At 67.0% G+C, this 19,113-nt stretch carries 18 protein-coding genes; 5 read left to right on the plus strand and 13 right to left on the minus strand.

The features are described from left to right. Positions 1–174: 174 nt before the first annotated feature. The 12 genes from HNQ66_RS20030 to HNQ66_RS20085 all read right to left on the minus strand — a co-directional run bounded on the left by HNQ66_RS20030 (position 175) and on the right by HNQ66_RS20085 (position 9,565). Positions 175–891 (minus strand): Bax inhibitor-1/YccA family protein, encoded by a 717-nt coding sequence (locus HNQ66_RS20030; protein WP_184145978.1) that lies wholly within the window; start codon positions 889–891, stop codon positions 175–177. A 25-nt stretch (positions 892–916) separates the two neighbouring features. Next, the gene (locus HNQ66_RS20035; protein ID WP_184145980.1) at positions 917–1,690 is read right to left on the minus strand and encodes an anti-sigma factor family protein; all 774 of its coding nucleotides are present in this window, start codon (positions 1,688–1,690) and stop codon (positions 917–919) included. After that, the gene (locus HNQ66_RS20040; RefSeq protein ID WP_184145982.1) at positions 1,677–2,222 is read right to left on the minus strand and encodes a sigma-70 family RNA polymerase sigma factor; all 546 of its coding nucleotides are present in this window, start codon (positions 2,220–2,222) and stop codon (positions 1,677–1,679) included. Before HNQ66_RS20040 ends, HNQ66_RS20035 begins: the two co-directional genes overlap by 14 nt. 131 nt (positions 2,223–2,353) lie before the next feature. After that, a complete protein-coding gene (locus HNQ66_RS20045) occupies positions 2,354–2,578 on the minus strand; it encodes a hypothetical protein (RefSeq protein ID WP_184145984.1) in 225 nt (74 codons plus the stop codon). Positions 2,579–2,696: 118 nt separating this feature from the next. After that, entirely contained in the window at positions 2,697–3,410 is a 714-nt protein-coding gene (locus HNQ66_RS20050; RefSeq protein WP_184145986.1) for a TfuA-like protein, read from the minus strand. Next, on the minus strand, positions 3,407–4,615 hold the full coding sequence (locus HNQ66_RS20055; protein ID WP_184145988.1) for a YcaO-like family protein: 1,209 nt from the start codon (positions 4,613–4,615) through the stop codon (positions 3,407–3,409). The genes HNQ66_RS20050 and HNQ66_RS20055 overlap by 4 nt, the downstream gene beginning before the upstream one ends. Beyond that, positions 4,612–4,851: a hypothetical protein gene (locus tag HNQ66_RS20060; RefSeq protein ID WP_184145990.1), complete on the minus strand. Its 240-nt coding sequence runs from the start codon at positions 4,849–4,851 to the stop codon at positions 4,612–4,614. Before HNQ66_RS20060 ends, HNQ66_RS20055 begins: the two co-directional genes overlap by 4 nt. 21 nt (positions 4,852–4,872) lie before the next feature. Further along, positions 4,873–6,672, minus strand: a complete 1,800-nt coding sequence (locus tag HNQ66_RS20065; RefSeq protein WP_184145999.1) for a hypothetical protein — start codon at positions 6,670–6,672, stop codon at positions 4,873–4,875. Between the two features lie 6 nt (positions 6,673–6,678). Then, a complete protein-coding gene (locus HNQ66_RS20070; protein ID WP_184146001.1) occupies positions 6,679–7,119 on the minus strand; it encodes a helix-turn-helix domain-containing protein in 441 nt (146 codons plus the stop codon). Between the two features lie 127 nt (positions 7,120–7,246). After that, a complete protein-coding gene (locus tag HNQ66_RS20075; RefSeq protein ID WP_184146003.1) occupies positions 7,247–8,008 on the minus strand; it encodes an amino acid ABC transporter ATP-binding protein in 762 nt (253 codons plus the stop codon). After that, positions 8,005–8,685 (minus strand): ABC transporter permease subunit, encoded by a 681-nt coding sequence (locus HNQ66_RS20080; RefSeq protein ID WP_184146005.1) that lies wholly within the window; start codon positions 8,683–8,685, stop codon positions 8,005–8,007. The genes HNQ66_RS20075 and HNQ66_RS20080 overlap by 4 nt, the downstream gene beginning before the upstream one ends. A 106-nt stretch (positions 8,686–8,791) precedes the next feature. Continuing rightward, a complete protein-coding gene (locus HNQ66_RS20085) occupies positions 8,792–9,565 on the minus strand; it encodes an amino acid ABC transporter substrate-binding protein (RefSeq protein WP_184146007.1) in 774 nt (257 codons plus the stop codon). 266 nt (positions 9,566–9,831) lie between these two features. On the opposite strand from HNQ66_RS20085, the gene HNQ66_RS20090 reads away from it, so the two are divergent. Genes HNQ66_RS20090 through HNQ66_RS20110 form a run of 5 tightly spaced genes read left to right on the plus strand, consistent with a single transcriptional unit; the run spans position 9,832 to position 16,304 of the window. Further along, positions 9,832–11,427, plus strand: a complete 1,596-nt coding sequence (locus HNQ66_RS20090; RefSeq protein ID WP_184146009.1) for a peptide ABC transporter substrate-binding protein — start codon at positions 9,832–9,834, stop codon at positions 11,425–11,427. 57 nt (positions 11,428–11,484) lie between these two features. Next, positions 11,485–12,408: an oligopeptide ABC transporter permease OppB gene (gene oppB / locus HNQ66_RS20095; RefSeq protein ID WP_184146011.1), complete on the plus strand. Its 924-nt coding sequence runs from the start codon at positions 11,485–11,487 to the stop codon at positions 12,406–12,408. After that, a complete protein-coding gene (locus tag HNQ66_RS20100) occupies positions 12,401–13,531 on the plus strand; it encodes an ABC transporter permease (RefSeq protein WP_184146013.1) in 1,131 nt (376 codons plus the stop codon). The genes oppB and HNQ66_RS20100 overlap by 8 nt, the downstream gene beginning before the upstream one ends. Before the next feature lies 1 nt (position 13,532). Next, a complete protein-coding gene (locus HNQ66_RS20105) occupies positions 13,533–15,149 on the plus strand; it encodes an ABC transporter ATP-binding protein (protein ID WP_184146015.1) in 1,617 nt (538 codons plus the stop codon). A gap of 15 nt (positions 15,150–15,164) precedes the next feature. Then, complete coding sequence (locus HNQ66_RS20110) at positions 15,165–16,304, plus strand: gluconeogenesis factor YvcK family protein (RefSeq protein WP_246434364.1); 1,140 nt, start codon at positions 15,165–15,167, stop codon at positions 16,302–16,304. Here HNQ66_RS20110 and HNQ66_RS20115 read toward each other — a convergent pair. Further along, entirely contained in the window at positions 16,282–18,936 is a 2,655-nt protein-coding gene (locus HNQ66_RS20115; protein ID WP_184146018.1) for a bifunctional diguanylate cyclase/phosphodiesterase, read from the minus strand. The two genes, HNQ66_RS20110 and HNQ66_RS20115, sit on opposite strands and share 23 nt — an antisense overlap. Between the last annotated feature and the right edge of the window lie 177 nt (positions 18,937–19,113).

Below are 19,113 nucleotides of genomic sequence, written 5' to 3' on the forward strand. Positions count from 1 at the left end.
GCTCGGACACGGTCTCTGGCGACCTGGGATGACGAGGTACGCTGCCGCAACGCGAACATACAATATTCTCGCGCGATACACAGATAAGGATGACGAAGGAGAAGGGAGGGGGGTGGCGGAAAGAAAAACGGCGGGGCTTAGCCCCGCCGCCCCATTTGACGTGGCTTGGGAAAACTACTCCCGCTCGCCCGTCAGATTCAACAGCAGCTGGAAGATGTTGACGAAGTTGAGGTAGAGGGAGAGCGCGCCGAAGACGGCCATCTTCTGCTGGGATTCCTGGTCGATGTTCTCGGCATACTGCTCCTTGATGTTCTGCGTGTCCCAGGCGGTGAGGCCGACGAAGACGGCGATGCCGATCACCGAGATGGCGAACTGGAGTGCGGTCGAGCCGAGGAAGATGTTGACCACGGAGGCGATGACGACGCCGATGAGGCCCATCATCAGGAAGGAGCCGAACTGCGAGAGGTCACGCTTCGTCACGTAGCCGTAGAGGCTCGTCGTGCCGAACATGGTGGCGGCGATGAAGAAGGTGCGGGCGATGCTCGTGCCGGTGAAGACGAGGAACACCGAGGCGAGCGAGAGGCCCATGACGGCGCAGAAGGCCCAGAAGGTCATCTGCGCGGCGCTTGCCGACATCGTCTGGATCCTGAACGAGAAGAAGAAGACGAAGGCGAGCGGCGCCAGCATCACCACCCATTTGAGCGGCGAGGTGAAGATCGGCACGTAGAGCGCCGGCGTGGAGCCGACGACGAAGGCGACGAGGCCGGTGATGACGAGGCCGGCGCCCATGTAGTTGTAGATGCGCAGCATGTGCTGGCGCAGGCCCTCGTCGAAGAGGGCGGCCGACTGCGCCTGTGCGCCGTGGCCGTATCGCTGCTGGATGGGTTCCATGGTGGTTCTCCTTTGGAAGGGGGGATCAGTAGAGCGTGCGCAGGAGGTCCCGCGCGGTTCCGGCGAGGTCGTCGGCCTTGCGGCTTTCCGAGACCAGCGCATAGGCGACGTCGCCGATCTGCCAGTAGGCGGCGCGGGCATTGTCGGCGTGGAAGAGCAGGACCTGCTGCACGGCGAAGGAGCCGGGGCGCACGGCGAAGAGCGACAGGCGCTCGCCCTTTTCCGGCTCCAGTTCCAGCTCCACGCTCGGGCCGTAGACGGAGGGGTAGACCTGCGCGTCGATCACGCTCCAGCCCTCCGGCAGGTCCGGCAGGACGATGGCCGTCGCGGAGCGGATTTCCGCCGGGTCGAAGCCGTCGGTCTCCGGCTGCGATGCCATGGCGTCGCGCACGAGCGTGGTGCGGTGCGCGCGCACGGCCTCTTCCACGAAGGCGGGCGGCGGGGTGGAGGCGATGACCTCCGTGGCGCCGAACGGGCCGAAGGCGGCATGGGCCGCCCAGCCGGCGGCGACGAAGAGGGCGATGGTGGCGGCGCGGCGCAAGCCCGTGAAGACGCGGCGGCGCGACAGCGAACGCTCCAGGAGCCGCGCGGCCTCGCGCGTCGCCAGTCGGCCCGGCGTGCGGTGGTCGGCGAGCGCCAGGCGCAGTTCGTCGCGCACGCGCAGGTCCTTCATGATCTGCGCGGCGACCTCCGGCCGTTCCGAGAGATAGGCTTCCACCTCGATGCGCCGGCCGACGGCGAGCTGCTCGTCGACATAGGCGTTGAGGTCGGATTCGAGGATGGGATCATTGCTTGTCATCGCCAGTGCCTCCGACGAGTCTGAGATGGGTGCCCGGGCCGGCCCGCTCGCCCTGCTCGAAGGCGCGCAGGCGCTGGCGCGCGCGGGCGACGCGCGACATCAGCGTGCCGACGGGAATGCCGAGCGCCTCGGCCGCCTCCTGGTAGGAAAGCTCCTCGATGGCGACCAGGTGCAGGGCCGCGCGCTGCTCTTCCGGCAGGGCGAAGAAGGCGTTGCGGAGCTGCGTGAGGCGCACCGAGTGATCCTGCCCGGGCGGGGCCACGACCTCGGCGATCTCGGCGGCGGCATCGTGGCGGCGCTCCTGCGAGCGGCGCTGGCGCAGCCGGTCGACATGGGCATTGTGCAGGATCGACATCAGCCAGTTGCGCACATTGGCGCCGGTGCGGAAGGTTCCCTGCCGCTCATAGGCCTTCACGAGCGCGTCGTGCACGAGGTCTTCGGCCTCGTCCGCATTGCGCACGAGCGAGAGCGCATAGCGCCGAAGCGCGCCGAGCTGGCCGATCACGTTGAAGCCGGGTGTCTTTCCGTTCATGCCCCAGTATACGGAACCCGGGCCGCTTCCATTCCATCCCTATCGAGAAAAAATCGCATGGGGATTGCAAACGGGATCGACGGCCGGTCCTCAGGCGAGGGCCGGCCGTGCGATATGCCTTGGAGAATGGATCAGCAGAGCGGCGAGCGGTTCATCAGCATGATGTCGCTCGACGTCAGCGTGACGCGCGACGGCTCGTCGATCTGGTCGAGCACGGCATGCAATGCCTTGTCCAGGCAGAACTCGGCGACCTCCGCGTTCAGCGACTTTGCCGATTCCAGCGCGAAGGCGACAAGCCTTGCCAGCGCCATCAGTTCATGACTGCGGTCTTCACTCTCGATCGTATCGATGTCCATGTCCCTGCCCCCGGAGCGAACGCTCTTTTCTAGCCCTCGCGGCGAGTATAGGCGTGACACTTCCGCTTCGCGCGTGACTTGGGCGTGACACACGCGGAATGGGAAAACGCGCGTTCTTTCAGGTTTCCGGTTGATCTGCCGCCATGCGCCACAGAGATGTCGCCCGAAAGCGCCAGTCTCCCCGTTTTGCAGGGCTTTCCGTGCCGCAATCGCGAAGCGCGGCGAGGAGGGCGAGTGCATCTTCCCGCTTTCTGTCCACATTTTCTGCGAGGATAAGTTGTATCAATTCGGTGCGGTTTTCCGCAAGGCCAGCCCCGCTGAGGATCGCGGGCCAGGTCCGGTCCTTGTAGAAGAGGGCGCGGGCGGCGGTGCGAAGGCGTTCCAGGTCTTTTCCGCCGAGGCGTCCCAGCGTCTCCAGTCGGTCGAGCGTCGCTTCCACGTTGACGAGGGCGAGCGAGAGGGCGGGATAGCCGAGCTCGGCCGGCCCGTGCAGCAGCGCGACATCCGCGTCGTCGACACGGCGGCCGCTTGCATAATCCTCGTAGATGGCGCCGATGCCGATCATGCCGAAGGTGTCGCATTCGGCTGCCCGCAGCGCGCCCATGCTGGCCGCGCCGAAGACGGCGACACCCGCCTCCAGCGCATAGAGGATCTCCTTGTGCCAGACGGGCGCGACATGCTCGAAATTGCCGTCGACGATGCCGATGGCCGTTGCGCCTGCGCGCACCGCGGCAAGAACGTCGCCATGGGCGGCCGGCGGGCGGGCTTCGACCGCGCCGGCGCAAAGGCGGGGGGCATCGGGCAGGCTGGGGCCGGCGAAGAGGATCTTCATGGCGTTCCGAACACCATGCGGGACAGCGCGCGGGGGCCGACGGCATGGCGGCGTGCGCCTTCGGGATTTTCAAGGGCGGGCACGACCATCTTGACCACCGAGACGGGAAGGGAGGCATCGCCGAGCGGCACCGCGACGACCGGGCCGATGCCGGCCGCCGCCAGCCGCTCCAGGCACCAGGCGAGCAGCGCGGCCGCATCGCCCGACGGAGCGGGGTAGGCCTTCGCCGGCCGGGGCCGGGCCTCGAAGAGCGCGAGCGTCTCGGCCGGCAATGGCCGGGTGAAGGTCTCGGCGAAGAGGTCGTCGCGCGCCCCGCTGATGAAGGTCAGCCGCGACTGGGCGACCTCGGTGAGCGCGCGGATGGCGGCCCGGGCGGCGACGGGATGGGTACCGTAGCCGATCGTCGCATCGTGGAAGAGCGGGCGCTGCCGCTTCAGGATGCCGTTTTCGGCAAGCACGGCGGCATAGGTGGGAACGGCGAGGTCGCTGGTGATGTCGAAGAGGCGAAGGTCGAGGCCGCTGCCGTGGAAGCGGGCGGCAAGGTCGTTGACGACGGGACTGGCAAGGCTCGCGGGATCGATGGCGGCCGCGAGGCGGCTTTCGCGTGGCAGGAGGCGCCACAGCCGGTCGGCATCCCGCTCGATGCGCTCCAGCAGGCCGTGCAGCATGGCCTCCGTCTCGCAATTGCCCGAGGCGAGGCCGTCGGAGGATTGCCAGAAGCGCGGGGCCGTATCCGTGCGGTCGAGGCAGACGGCCTCCTGCGGCACCCAGACGCGCGCGCCCGTCACCACGTCGCGGCCGGCCAGCCAGTCGAGCGTCTCGCCCTCGCCGACGAAAGGCTGGCCGGCGGCGATGAAGACGTCGAGCGGAAGGCACGTTTCGCCCGTCGCGGCGAAGTCGCGCCGGGCGGCGGAACGGGCGGGAACGAGCGGATCGCCCGCCACTGCCCGCTCCAGCGCCTCCATGGCGGCGGAGACCTTGGCGTCGATATCCGTGATGCCCTTGCCCTGGTTGATGACGATCGAGCGGGCATTCGGGCTCACGGCGTTCCAGACGGGAATGCCGGGACGGTCGAGCCCCGTCAGGCGCGACAGCCGGGTGATGCCGAAGCGGGGCAGCAGCGCCGCGATCCGGCGCCAGGTCTCATCGGGGCCGCAGATGCGGTCCGAACAGGCTGCCGCCGTTTCCGCGGTGCCGCGGCTCATGTGTCCATGAAGCCGCCGGATACGTCCATGAACCCGCCGGACACGGCGTCCGCCGAGGAGGCGAGCGCGGCGAGATTGACGCCCTTGACCACAGACGCGCCGGCCTTGCGCAGGTCGTCCGCCGCCTTCAGCGCGCCGGTCGTCGGCGCGGCGATCTGCGTGACGGTGCCGGCATCGAGATCGGCGACCCAGAGGCCGTCATCGCCTTCGATCCCCAGAACTACAAGCCTTGCCATGTTCAGTCCTCCCTTGGAAAATCAGAAACCGGCCTTCTTCAGGCCCTCGTAATAGTGCGCGCGCTGCCACTCCTCCTTGAAAGGCACGATCGCCATCCAGGAGTCGAGGTCGAAATCGGGGTGCACCTCGTAGGTGCGGCGAATGAACTGCCGGGCCTTCTTCATGTCGCCGAGCATGCTCCAGCTCGCCGCCGAAAGGCGGTCGGCGGGCGTGCGGTCCTTCATGCGGCCGATATAGTCGAGCGCCTGGCTGTAGTGCCCGAGCGAATAGCTGGCGCCGGCGGCCGTCCAGAAATATTCGTCCGGCGGCAGGGGGTTGAGCTCGATCGCGTGCTCGATCTTCTGCAGGCCCACATCCGGCCGGGAGGCCTGCACGAGCGTGTCGGCATAGCTCGCGATCACATTGGCATAGTGCGGGCTCAGCGCCTCGGCCCGGTCGAGATAGGCCGCGCTGTCGTCGAACTGGCGGGCGTAGAGTTTCACGACGCCGAGTTCGCGGTAGCCGGCGGGCAGGCGCTCGTCGGCGCGGATGGCCATCTCCGCGTGCCGCTCGGCCTGGCGCAGGAGGTCGGCGTCGCCGCGGGCCGTCACCAGCCATTCGAGAAAATAGCTGCGGGCAAGGCCGCCGATGGCCGGGGCGAAGCCGGCATTGGCCTGCAGGGCCTCGCGGAAGCTCTTGCGGGCGCGGCGGATATCCGGCAGCGCCAGGTTCTTCAAGTGCCCCTGGCCGATCAGGAAGCTGCGATAGGCATCCGCATCGCGCTCGTAGTCGCCGCGCACCAGCTCGTTGCGCTCGATCTGCGTGGCGATGGCGCCGGCGACATGCTGGGCGATCATCTGGCGGGAGCGCGCAAGGCCTTCCGCCGAGATCGGGAAGCGGTCGGCCCAGATGACCTCGTCGCTGCCGAAGAAGATGAGCTGGGCGAAGAGCGTATGTCCTTCGCCCTCGTCGCGCAGCCGCGTCTCCAGGATATAGCTGATCTTGTGGCGTTCGTAGGTGGCGGCGCGGTCGGCCTGCAGCGAGATCTGCGCGGCGGTGTGCGGCGCGATGATGGAGATGGAGCGCAGCGCGCAAAGGCCGATCGTCACGTCCTCGATCAGCGCTTCGGAAAAGCGGACCGCCGCACGCGAGGCAAGGCTGGTGACGGGCGGCAGGAGGACGAGGCGCGGCGGGTTGCGGCGCGGCGGCGGCGCCTCCCCGGTCGGCGGCAGGAGGATCTGTGCCGGCGGCTCCCGCGTCATCAGGCCGACGGCCGCCGGGCGCCCGATGAGGAGCGCGCGCACCTCGTCGTCGTCGGGCGTCCTTTCCAGAAGGCGGAGGGCGGCGGCGGAGCGGACCTGCCGCGGGGCGCCGTCTTCCCCGCCGTCGACAAGGGCCCGGCGCAGAAGCGCCATGTGGCCTGCGCGCTGCAGGGCGATCCAGTTTTCGAGGCTTCGGTTGCGGGGTTTTGCCGATTTCAGGAAATCCTCGGCGAGAAGCTCGACCAGAAGGCCGAGACCGGCGCCCTCGCGGACCTGCTCGACGTCGCATTCCACGGGCTCGCGCCCAAGGGCGATGGCGCTTTCGGTGAAGGCGAGATAGGCCCGGCCGAGCTCGTTCTGGCGTTTCTGCACGCGCGAGACGGTCTGGCGGAGGCTGGCGAAGGCGGCGGGGCTCGCCTCGTCCCAGAAGAGGCCGGCCGCATCGGCGCGCGACATTTCGGAAAGGCCGCGCGTGCGAAGGTAGCAGAGGATCAGCAGCGCCTTTTCGGGAAAGGCGACGTCGTTTCCGCCCTCATCGAGCAGGCGCAGCTGGCCGAACGTCTGCAGCCGTGCCGGCATTTTGGGTCAGATCCGCAGTTCCGGAGCGTTTTCCGCGCGGTCGCCGGCTTCGGTGGCGCTGGCCCGCGAAAGGGCGGTGGCGAGCTGGATGATCGACTTGCGCACGCCAGCATCCTCGATCTTCAGGAAGGCGCGGTTGAGGTCGAGGCCCTCCTTGGAGGAGACGAAGGTGGAGACGTCGCCGGTTTCCTGCCCGACGGCCGTGCTCGGCCCGGCGCTCTCGTCGTCCTGGAAGAAGAAGCTCGGCGGCACGCGGAAGACGTCGGAGATCGCCTGCAGGCGGCTGGCGCTGATGCGGTTGGTGCCCTTCTCGTATTTCTGCACCTGCTGGAAGGTCACGCCCAGCCGGTCGGCGAGCGCTTCCTGGCTCATGCCGACCATGAGGCGGCGAAGGCGGACGCGGGAGCCGACGAAAACGTCGATCGGATTGGGTGTTTTCTTGGTCATGAGGCTTTCTCCCCTGAAGGCATGCCGGGGCATGGCGGGACACGAACACGCCGTCACTGTGCTTGAATCGCCCGGATGATGCAACTGCCGCGACCCGTATTTTCACCGTGCCGCGGCATCCGGCGGCCTAGATGTCGTAACTCTGGGGCGCGCTGAGGGACGCGATGAACCTCTTCGTGCGCTCGCGTTCGGGCATGGTGAAGATGGCGCGCGGCGGCCCTTCTTCGACGACCACGCCACCGTCGAGGAAGACGACGGCGTCGGCGACGCGCGAGGCAAGGCGCAGGTCGTGCGTCGCCATCACCATGGTCGTGCCCTCGCGCGCAAGGCGGCTCAGCACCTCGACGACTTCCTCGGCGAGCTCCGGATCGAGCGCGGAGGTCGGCTCGTCGCAGAGCAGCACGCGCGGCGAGGGGGCGAGCGCACGGGCAATCGCCACGCGCTGCTGCTGGCCGCCGGACAGCGTCGCCGGCCAGGCTTCGGCCTTGTGCGCCATGCCCACTTTCTCCAGCAGCTCCATGGCGCGGGCGCGCGCCTTGCCGGCCGGCCATTTGAGGACGGTCACGAGGCCTTCCATGACGTTGCCGATGGCCGTCTGGTGCGGGAAGAGCTGGAAATTCTGGAAGACCATGCCGGTCTGGCGGCGCAGCTTCTGGATCGCCTCCCAGCCGACCTTGCGGCCGGGGGCGAACTCGATCCGCTCCTCGCCGAGCCGGATGGCACCGGAGGTCGGCACTTCCAGGAGGTTGATACAGCGCAGGAGCGTGCTCTTGCCGCCGCCGGACGGGCCGACCAGCGCGGTCACGGTGCCTTCGGCCAGCGTGAGGCTGATGTCGCGCAGCACATGGTTGTCGCCGAAGCGCTTTTCGATATGGGACAGCTCGATCATGTGCGGGCCTCCAGGAAGCCGCCGTAGCGGGCGAAGCGCCGCTCGAGTCGCACCTGCAGCGACGAGAGCACCGAGCTCAGCGCGAGATAGATCAGCGCCGCCTCGATATAGAGGATCAGCGGCTCGTAGGTGGTGGCGACGATGCGCTGAGCGGTCTGGAAGAGCTCCGGCACGGTGACGGCGGCGGCGAGCGAGGTGTCCTTCACCAGCGAGATGAAGGTGTTGGAGAGCGGCGGGATGGCGACGCGTGTCGCCTGCGGCAGGACGGTGCGGCGCATGGCCTGCGACCAGCTCATGCCGATGGAGTAGGCCGCTTCCCACTGGCCGCGCGGCACGGCGGAGATGGCCGCCCGCACGATCTCGGAGGAATAGGCGCCGACATTGAGCGTGAAGCCGATCAGCGCCGCCGGGAAGGCGTCGAGCAGGATGCCGAGGCTCGGCAGGCCGTAGAAGATGACGAAGAGCTGCACGAGCAGCGGCGTGCCGCGGATCACCCAGACATAGAAGCGGGCGATATCGGAGAGCGGCCGCGGGGCGAAGAGCCGCGCGACGGCGGTCAGGAGGCCGAGCGCAAGGCCGAGCACGAAGGAGGCAAGGGTCAGCGGAATGGTGAAGACGAGCGCCGCCCACAGAAGGGGGGCGAGCGACTCCTGCATCAGTTGAAGCCACGGCGGCACGGGTACGATCCTCCGGAAATGCGGCTGGCCGGGGCAATACCCGGCCAGTTCGTGCGTTTATCTATATGCGAGGAACGGGCCGGCGCGAAGAGCCGCCCGGCAGGACTTACTTGGAGACGTCCTGGCCGAAATACTTGTCCGAGATCTTCTGGTAGGTGCCGTCGGCCTTGATGTCGGCGAGCGCCTTGTTGATCGCGTCCAGAAGCTCCGGCTCGCCCTTGCGGATGATGATGCCGGAATAGTCGGCGCCTTCCTGCTCGGCGGCGATCTTCACGTTGGCGTCGGGCTTGTGCTTCTTGAAGTCGAGGAAGGACAGGCTGTCGTTGATCGTGGCGTCGGCACGGCCGGTCAGCACGAGCTGGATCGACTGGTCGAAGCCGTCGGTGCCGACGAGCTCGGCGCCCGACTGCTGGGCGAGCTTGCCGAAGTTGCTGGTCAGCGACTGGGCGGCCTTCTTGCCCTTGAGGTCGGAAAACCCCTTGATGCTGTCGTCGTCGGCCCGCACGATCAGCACGGCCTTGGAGGCGATGTAGGGCTCGGAGAAGTCGTACTTCTTCTTGCGCTCCTCGGTGATGCCGACCTGGTTGATCACGGTGTCGTAGCGGTTGGCGTCGAGGCCGGCGATGAGGCCGTCCCACTTGCCTTCGAGGAACTCGGCCTTGACGCCGAGCTTTTCGGCGACGGCTTCGCCGATCTCCACGTCGAAGCCGACCAGCTTGCCGTCGGCGTCATGGTAGGTGAAGGGGGCGTAGGTGCCTTCCGTGCCGATCTTCAGCGCGCCGGCGCTCTTGATGGCGGCGAGGTTTTCGCCCGCATGGGCGGGGGCGAGGACGGCGGCCTGGAGGGCCGCTGCGGCGGCGAGGGTCTTCAACCAGTTCATTTGGAACTCCGTTTCCGGTTGTGAATTCGATGGCCGATCATTCGCAGAAATCCATGCGAAACGATGGGCAGAAAACTGCGATTTATTTGGGCAAAGGCAAATATTTTTCTCATTTTTTGCGGCTTTCTACGGCCAAAGCCGGCATTTCGCCTGTCCTTCGGGGCCATGCGAGGCCTGTGCATTTCCTGTTTGCGGGGACTTGCCAAGCCGGCAAACTAGGACAATTGATGTGGCACCCAAAAACAACAACGGGGAAGGAAAAACAAATGGCAAACAGAATTCTTGGCTTGCGTGCGGCGCTTCTGGCCGGTGCGATCCTCATCGGCGCGAGCCCGGCATTCGCCGAGGCGGTGCTTCACCGCGGCAATGCCGGCGAGCCGCAGACGCTCGACCAGGCGCATACCTCCATCAACATCGAGGAGTTCATCCTGAAGGACCTCTACGAGGGCCTGACGGTCTATGACGCTGCCGGCAAGATCGTTCCCGGCGCCGCGGAGAGCTGGACGGTTTCCGACGACGGAACGGTCTACACCTTCAAGCTGCGCGAGAACGCCAAGTGGTCGGACGGCTCCCCGGTGACGGCGGACGACTTCGTCTTCTCCTTCACGCGCGTCGAGGACCCGAAGACCGCCGCCGGCTACGCCAATATCCTTTACCCGATCAAGAACGCCGAGAAGGTCAACAAGGGCGAGGCCGGCCTCGACCAGCTCGGTGTGAAGGCCGTCGACGCCAAGACCGTGGAAGTCACGCTGGAGCGCCCGACGCCCTTCTTCCTGGAGCTGCTCGCGCACCAGACGGCGCTGCCGGTCTCCAAGGCGAGCGTCGAGAAGAACGGCGCGGACTTCGTCAAGCCCGGCACGATGGTCTCCAACGGCGCCTTCAAGCTCGTCAGTCACGTTCCGAACGACAACCTCGTCGTCGAGAAGAACCCGAACTACTGGGACGCCGCCAACGTCAAGCTCGACAAGGTGGTCTTCTACCCGATCGACGACCAGGCCGCGTCCGTGCGCCGCTTCGAGGCCAAGGAAATGGACCTCGTCTACAACTTCTCCGCCGACCAGATCGAGCGGCTGAAGAAGAGCTATGGCGACGAGGTCCACGTCTCGCCGACGCTTGCTACCTATTACTACGCCTTCGACACCCGCCAGGAGCCCTATAGCGACGTCAACGTGCGCCGGGCCCTTTCCATGGCCGTCGACCGCGACTTCCTTGCCAAGGAGATCTATTCCGGCTCGCAGATCCCGGCCTATTCCATGGTGCCTCCGGGCATCCAGGGCTATGAGCCGGCCAAGGCCGATTTCGCCGACCTCTCCCAGCTCGACCGTGAGGACAAGGCGCTCGAACTGATGAAGGAGGCCGGCTACGGCGAGGGCGGCAAGCCGCTGAAGATCGAGATCCGCTACAACACCAACCCGAACCACGAGCGCGTGGCGACGGCCGTTGCCGACATGTGGAAGAACACGTTCGGTGCGGACGTCTCGCTCGTCAATCTCGACGTCTCCTCGCACTACGCCTACCTCCAGGAGGGCGGCAAGTTCAACGTGGCGCGCGCCGGCTGGGTCGCCGACTATGCGGATGCGGAGAACTTCCTTGCCCTTTCGACGAGCGGCAACAAGACCTTCAACTACGGCCAGTTCAACAACGCCGACTATGACGCGCTGATGAAGAAGTCGTATGAGGAGCGCGATCCGGCGGCCCGCGCCAAGGTGCTGCACGATGCCGAAGCCCTGCTCATGAAGGAGCAGCCCATCGCCCCGCTCCTCGCGCAGGCCGACCTGTGGCTGGTCTCCAGCAAGGTTCAGGGGTGGCAGGACAATGCCGCCGACCAGCACCTGAGCCGCTTCCTCAGCGTTTCTGAATGATCCGCGGCCGGTGCGCGGCCTGACCGGCCGCGCACCGCGCTTCAGGGAGTGCCAGCCATGCTTTCCTTTGTTCTGCGGCGCCTTGCCAGCGCCGTGCCGACGCTGTTCATCGTCGTCACCATCTCGTTCTTCCTCATGCGCTTTGCGCCCGGCGGACCGTTCAACCTCGAGCGTCCCCTTCCGCCCGCCACGATGGAAAACCTGATGCGGGCCTACCAGCTCGATCAGCCGCTCTGGCGGCAATATCTCACCTATATGGGCAACGCCGTGACCGGCGACTTCGGCCCGAGCTACGTCTACAAGGACAATTCCGTCGCCGAGCTCATCGGCAAGGGCCTGCCCTATTCGATGGAGCTCGGCTTCTATGCCCTGCTGCTGGCGCTCGTCGGCGGCGTCATCGTCGGCACCATCGCGGCGCTGCGGCAGAACAGCCTCCTCGATTTTTCCGTCATGTCGGTGGCGACCATCGGCGTGACGGTGCCGAACTTCGTCGTCGGCCCGGTGCTGACGCTGATCTTCGCCATCATGCTCTCCTGGCTGCCGGCCGGCGGCTGGGGCGACGGGTCGCTGCGCTTCCTCATCCTGCCGATGATCGCGCTCGCCTTGCCGCAGCTTGCCGTCTTCGCGCGGCTGACCCGCGGCTCGATGATCGAGGCGCTGCGCACCGACCATATCCGCACCGCGCGGGCCTACGGCCTGCCGGCAAGGTCCGTGGTGGTGGTGCATGCCATGCGCGGCGCCATGCTGCCGATCGTCTCCTATCTCGCACCCTGCGCGGCCGCGCTCCTGACGGGCTCGGCGGTGGTCGAGACCATCTTCACCATTCCCGGCGTCGGGCGCTATTTCGTGCTCGGCGCGATCAACCGCGACTATACGCTCGTCATGGGCACGGTCGTCTTGATCGCCATCTTCGTCATCGTCTTCAACCTGGCTGTCGACATTCTCTATGGCCTGCTCGATCCGAGGGTTCGCCATGACTGACGCCGCCGTCTCCCCGTCCCCGGCGGCCGAGGTGAAGGGCCGCAGCCTCTTCCAGCTCGCGCTCCTGCGCTTCCGCCGCAACCGCCCCGCCATGGCGGGTTCCGTCATGCTGGTGCTGATCGCCTGCTTCTCCTTCCTTGGGCCGTTCGTCATCAGCCACAGCTACGATCAGGTCTTCTCCTCCTACGTCACCACCCCGCCGAACCTCGAGCCGCGGCCGGGCGCCGATGCGCTGGAGGAGGCGACGAAGCGGGTCGCGGCCCGTGCGCGCGTCGAGTTGCAATCCTTCTCCGTCGAGGGCGAGACCTTCACGGCCGTCGTCACCGCCAGGGATCCGATCGATCCGCGCGCGGCGCGCTATTTCGACCGCGCCAACGAGTTCGACAAGACCGAGGTCGCGGCCAGCGAGGACGACGGCCGCAAGCTGACGCTCACGGGCGTGGTCGACCGGGAATATTTCCTGTTCGGCACCGATACCAACGGGCGCGACCTGATGGCGCGCGTCATGCTCGGCGGGCAGATCTCGATTGCGGTCGGCCTCCTCGCCAGCCTCGTCTCGCTCGGCATCGGCGTCGTCTACGGCGCGATCTCCGGCTATATGGGCGGGCGCATCGACAATGTGATGATGCGCTTCGTCGAGATCCTCTATTCGCTGCCCTTCGTCTTCCTCGTCGTGGTGCTGGTCGTCTTCTTCGGGCGCAGCTTCGTCCTGATCTTCATCGTCATCGGCGCGGTGGAATGGCTGGACATGGCCCGCATCGTGCGCGGCCAGACGCTGTCCTTGAAGCGGCGGGAGTTCATCGGCGCGGCGGAAGCGCTCGGGCTCACCGACTGGCAGATCATCCGCCGGCACGTCATCCCCAACACGATCGGCCCGGTCGTCATCTTCATCACGGTCATCGTGCCGAAGGTGATCCTGCTCGAAAGCTTCCTCTCCTTCCTCGGCCTCGGCGTTCAGGCGCCGCTGACGAGCTGGGGCTCGCTGATCGCGGAAGGCGCCAACAACATGCAGTCGGCGCCGTGGCTGCTCGTCTTCCCCGCCATCTTCTTCGTCGTCACGCTCTTTTCGCTGAATTTCGTCGGCGACGGCCTGCGCGACGCATTCGACCCGAAGGACCGCTGACATGACGGAGGAAACGAAAGCCATGGAGCCGATCCTGTCCGTCCGCGACCTCAAGGTCTCCTTCACGACGCCGGACGGCGACGTGAACGCGGTCAAGGGCATCGACCTCGACGTGCGCCCCGGCGAGACGCTGGCGGTGGTGGGCGAGAGCGGCTCCGGCAAGAGCCAGACCATGATGGGCATCATGGGCCTTCTTGCCGCCAACGGCACTGTCACGGGCTCGGCGACGTATCGCGGGCAGGAGATGGTCGGGCTCGATCCGAAGGCGCTCAACGCCATCCGCGGCGCGAAGATCACCATGATCTTCCAGGAGCCGATGACCTCGCTCGATCCGCTCTATCCCATCGGCAAGCAGATCGCCGAGGTGATCGTGCATCACCGCGGCGGCACGCAGAAAGCGGCGCGCCCGCGCGTCCTGGAGCTCCTGAAGCTGGTCGGCATTCCCGATCCCGAACGCCGCATCGACAGCTATCCGCACGAAATGTCCGGCGGCCAGCGCCAGCGCATCATGATCGCCATGGCGCTCGCCAACGAGCCGGACATCCTGATCGCCGACGAGCCGACGACGGCGCTCGACGTGACGATCCAGGCGCAGATCCTCAAACTCCTGCGCGACCTGCAGAAGCGTTTCGACATGGCCATCGTGCTCATCACGCACGATCTCGGCATCGTCCGGCACTTCGCCGAGCGGGTCGTCGTCATGCGGCGCGGCGAGGTGGTGGAGCAGGGGGCGACGGGCGAGCTCTTCGAGACTCCCAAGGCCGACTACACGCGCATGCTGATCGAGGCCGAGCCCTCCGGCCGCAAGGCAGCGCCGCCGGACAATGCGCCGATCATCCTCGAAGGCCGCAACGTCGTCGTCGACTACAGGATCGACGGCGGGCTCCTGAAGAAGCGGGCCTCCACCTTCCGCGCCGTCGACGATGTCACGATCAGCCTGCACGAGGGCCAGACCATCGGCGTCGTCGGGGAATCGGGCTCCGGCAAGTCGACGCTCGGCCGCGCGCTGCTGCGCCTCATCGCCAGCGAGGGCGCCTACCGTTTCGGCAGGACGGACATTTCCGGGCTCGATCGTGCCGGCATGCGCCCGCTTCGGCGCAGCATGCAACTCGTCTTCCAGGATCCCTACGGCTCGCTCTCGCCGCGTCAGACGGTGGGCGAGATCATCACCGAGGGGCTTTACGTCCACGAGCCGCAGCTTTCGCGCGCAGAGCGCGACAAGCGGGCCATCGAGGCGCTGAAGGAGGTCGGCCTCGATCCGGCGGCGCGCAACCGCTATCCGCACGAATTCTCCGGCGGCCAGCGCCAGCGCATCGCCATCGCCCGGGCGATGATCCTGAAGCCGCAGGCCGTGGTGCTCGACGAGCCGACCTCGGCGCTCGACCGCTCGGTGCAGGGCCAGGTGATCGAGCTCCTGCGCGATCTCCAGGCCCGCTACGGCCTTTCCTACGTCTTCATCAGCCATGACCTTTCGGTGGTGCGCGCCATGTCCGACTATGTCGTGGTGATGAAGGACGGCAGGATCGTCGAGGAGGGGCCGACGGACGCCATTTTCAGCGCGCCGCGGGCGGCCTATACCAGAACCCTGATCGGGGCGGCCTACAACATCGCGCCATAATTTCGGAGAGACGGAATGGCCGAAGGCCGCTTGCCGCATATCGTGCTTTTTTCGGGCGGCACCGCCTGCCGCTCGACCAATCTTGCGCTCTGCTCCAAGCCGGTGCGGCTGACGCGCATCGTGCCGGCCTGGGACAGCGGCGGCAGTTCCAAGGTCATCCGCGAAAGCCTCGGCGTGCTGGCCGTCGGTGATATCCGGCAGGCGCTGATGACCATGGCACATGGCGAGGGGCGGGCGGGCGACGTCGTCAAGGTCTGCAACGCGCGGCTCACCAGCGGGGCGGAGGCAGATGCCCGCACCGAATTCTCGCTCTATGCGGAGGGCCGCCATCCGCTCCTGGAGCGCATGGAGCCGGGCCTTCGCGGCGCGATCCTCAATTACCTTCGCACCTTCCGGGCGGCCATCGGGGCGGATTTCGATTTCCGCAACGGCAGCATCGGCAATTTCATCCTCACCGGCGCGCATCTCGCCCATAACAGCGACATCAACACCGCCATCTTCGTCTTCCGCAAGCTCTGCGACGTGACGGGCCATGTCTGGCCATCGACGGCGGCGGACGGTGTGGCGCTCTCCGCCGTGCTGAACGACGGCAGCCGCGTGGAAGGCCAGCATCGCGTGACGGGGCTCGACGACGGGCAGAGCCGGACGGGTATCCGCGAGGTATCGCTTACGGCCGCTGGCGGAGGCGTGCCGGCCAACGAGGCGGTGATCGAGAGCCTTGAAAGCGCCGATGCCATCGTCTTCGGACCGGGCAGCTTCTTCACCAGCGTGCTGCCGCATTTCCTCGTCGAGGGCGTCGTGCCGGCCATCGCACGCAACATCCATGCCCGGCGCATCTTCATCGGCAACATCCTGCAATGCCGCGAGACGCGCGGGCTGGACCTTGCACGCATGCTGGAGATCGCCGCCGGACTCTGGCGCGCGCGGGGTGGGGCGGACGTGCGGCCCTTCACCCATGTGCTCGCCAACCGCCAGCTCCTGCCCTTCGAGAAGACGGTCGGGGCCTTCGCCTATCTCGGCAACGGCGCGCTGGAGGAGGCCTCTGCGCATCTCGGCGCGGAGGCGCTGATCGGCGAATTCGAGGACCCCTGGCAGCGCGGCAACCACGACGGCCGCGCCGTCGCCGACGCCCTCAGCCTGCTGCTGCAGCGCTAGCGGCCGGCTTCCAGTCCCGCGCCTTTGCGAAGGAAAGGAAGTCTTCCGCGCTCATCGGCCGCGCGAAGGCGTAGCCCTGCAGGGCGTGGCAGCCGAGGCGGCGCAGGAGATCGGCATGGGCGAGCGTTTCCACACCCTCGGCCACCGTCTCGATGCCGCGTACCTTGCCGATCTCGACGATGGAGCGCACGAGGCTCTGCTGCGCGGTGGATTCGAGCAGCGGCAGAACGAGCCGGCGGTCGATCTTCAGCCGCTTGGGCGACAGTTCCAGGAGGCTGACGATGGAGGCATGGCCGGTGCCGAAATCGTCGATCTCGATATCGATGCCGAGCGCCTTGATCTCCTCGATCGCCTGTTTCAGCGCGTCGTCGGCCGTGTCGAAGGAGATCGATTCCAGCAGTTCGAAGGTCAGCGTGCCGGGCCGCAGGTTCATCGATCTCAGCTTGTCGACGAGGCCTTCCTCGTGCAGGCGCTGGCAGGAGACGTTGACCGAGACGCACGGGATGCCGAGATCGTGCGCCTCCCAGCGCGCGGCCTGGAACAGCGCCTGGTCGAGAATGGTCTCGTCGATCTGCGAAACGACGTTGAGGCTTTCGGCGACGGGCAGGAAGACGTCCGGCGGGATGAAACCGCGCGTGGGATGCTCCCAGCGGGCAAGCGCTTCCACGCCGACGATCTCGAGCGTCTGCGCATCGAACTGCGGCTGGAAGAAGGGCCGGAACTCGCCGCGCTCGAGGCCGCGCAGGATAGCGTCGCCAAGCCTTTTGGCCTCCACGGTGCGCAGGCGCAGGTCGTCGTTGAAAGCCTCCACGCGGTTGCGCCCGCGGCGCTTGGCCTCGTAGAGCGCGATGTCGGCGTTGACGAGAAGCTGGTCGGCGGATTCGTCCGGCTCGCCGCGGGTGGCGATGCCGATGCTGGCGCCGATGCGACAGTCGTGGCCGTCGATCGCCATCGGCTCGCTGATCGCCTGGATCAGGCAGGCCGAAAGGGCGGAGAAATCGGCATCGGCCGGGTCGCGGCGCGAGAGCAGCACGAACTCGTCGCCGCCGATGCGGGCGATGAAATCCTCCTGCGGCGCCTTGGCGCGCAGCACCCGGGCGGCCTGCTTGAGCACCTCGTCGCCGGCGGCATGGCCGAGCGTGTCGTTGATGTCCTTGAAGCGGTCGAGGTCGATGTGCAGCAGGGTCAGCGGGCGGCCGTCGCCGGCAAGCGCGAGCTGCTGGTCGAGGAAGCGCCGGTTCGGCAGGCGGGTGAGCGCGTCGTGCAGCGAATTGTGCTCCAGCACGAGCCGCGCGTCCTCCAGCGCCCGGTTCTGCGCCTCGGCGGTCAGCTTGGCCTGGAGCAGTTCGGCCCGAAGGAGGGTGTCTTCCGTCACATCCCAATTGGCGCCGACGATGCGCTTGGTGCCGGAGGAGGAGCGGTAGGTCATGCCGTGCGCGCGGATATGATGGACCTTGCCGTCCCGGTTCAGCACGCGGAATTCGGTGATATAGGGCCTTTCCGTCTCGATGGCCTCGGTGAAGACGCGCTCGGCCTCCTCGATATCCTCTGGGTGGAGCGCCGCGCGCCAGTCCTCGTATTTGCAGACGGGCCGGCCGGCCGGCACGCCGTAGAGGGCGCGCATGCGCGCGTCCCAGGAGAGGGTGCCCGTCTCCGTATCGTATTCCCACACGCCGACGCGGGAGGCGTCGAGCGCAAGCTGCAGGCGCTGCGAGACGGCTTCCAGCCTGTCTTCACGGTCCTGCAGCGCCAGGATATGCCTATGGCGATCCTTCATCAGATAGCCGACCCAGAACATCGGCGCGACGATGATGAGGGCAAGGAGCGCCAGCCCGCCGCGGAAGAGGCCGAGGCCGGCGGTCGTGTGGGCCCAGCCATTCACCGGCGCCGCGGCCATGGTCCAGACCTCATGGCCGATGTCGATCGTCATCACCACCGGGTCGGCGTCGACCGGCGCCCGCGTGCTGAAGAACAGGCGCGCCCTGCCGCCGTCGCGCGCGCGGCTGGAAAGCGAGACGGCGATGCGCATGTCGTCCTTGAAGCCGCTGGCGTCGAGCAGCCTGTCGAGGTCGATCACCGCCGATGCGATGCCGTAGAAGGCGTTGTCTCGGCCCGCATGGATGGGGTAGCGCGCGATGACGCCGCGCCCGCCCTGCACGAGATCGACCGGGCCGGTGACGATCAGCTTGTCGAGGTCGCGCACCTGGAGAGCGGCGGCGCGCTGCTGCGCATTCTTGCGGTAGTCGAGGCCGATGCTGCGCTCGTTGCCCTTGAGGGGATAGGCGAGGGAGACGACGAAATCCGGCGCGATGGCGAGGTTGCGAAGCTGGTTCTCCTCACCGAAGATGCGGCCGGCAAGATCGGCGAAGCGGGCCGGCGACATGTCCGGCTCGGTCGAGAGCGTCGCGACGAGCCCCTGCACGAGCTTCACGTTGCCGAGGATGTTGCCCTGCAGGCGCGAGCGCAGCAGGCCGATCTGCTCGGTGGTGAAGGAGCGCAGGTACTCCTCTTCGAGCCGCCGCTTCTGGACGTCGGCGAGGAGGGCGGCGACCAGGACGGCGACGGCCGTGACGATGGCGGGGATGTAGTATCCCAGCCCGCGCAGGGATAATGAGGCATTCCGGTCGGTCATCGTGCTTCGTTCGTCCCGCACTTTTCCCTCTGCCGGGCAGGCCTGCCCAGGATCGGCTCTTGCAGGACGATGGCAGACACGGCTTAATATTTGCTGACGAGCCGGCTGAAAGCGAAAGCCGGCTCGCCGCACGGCGCCGCGGTCTATTTTTTGCGGTTTGCTGCAATATATGGAATG

The organism is Shinella fusca (assembly GCF_014203155.1).
GTDB classification, from domain to species: domain Bacteria; phylum Pseudomonadota; class Alphaproteobacteria; order Rhizobiales; family Rhizobiaceae; genus Shinella; species Shinella fusca.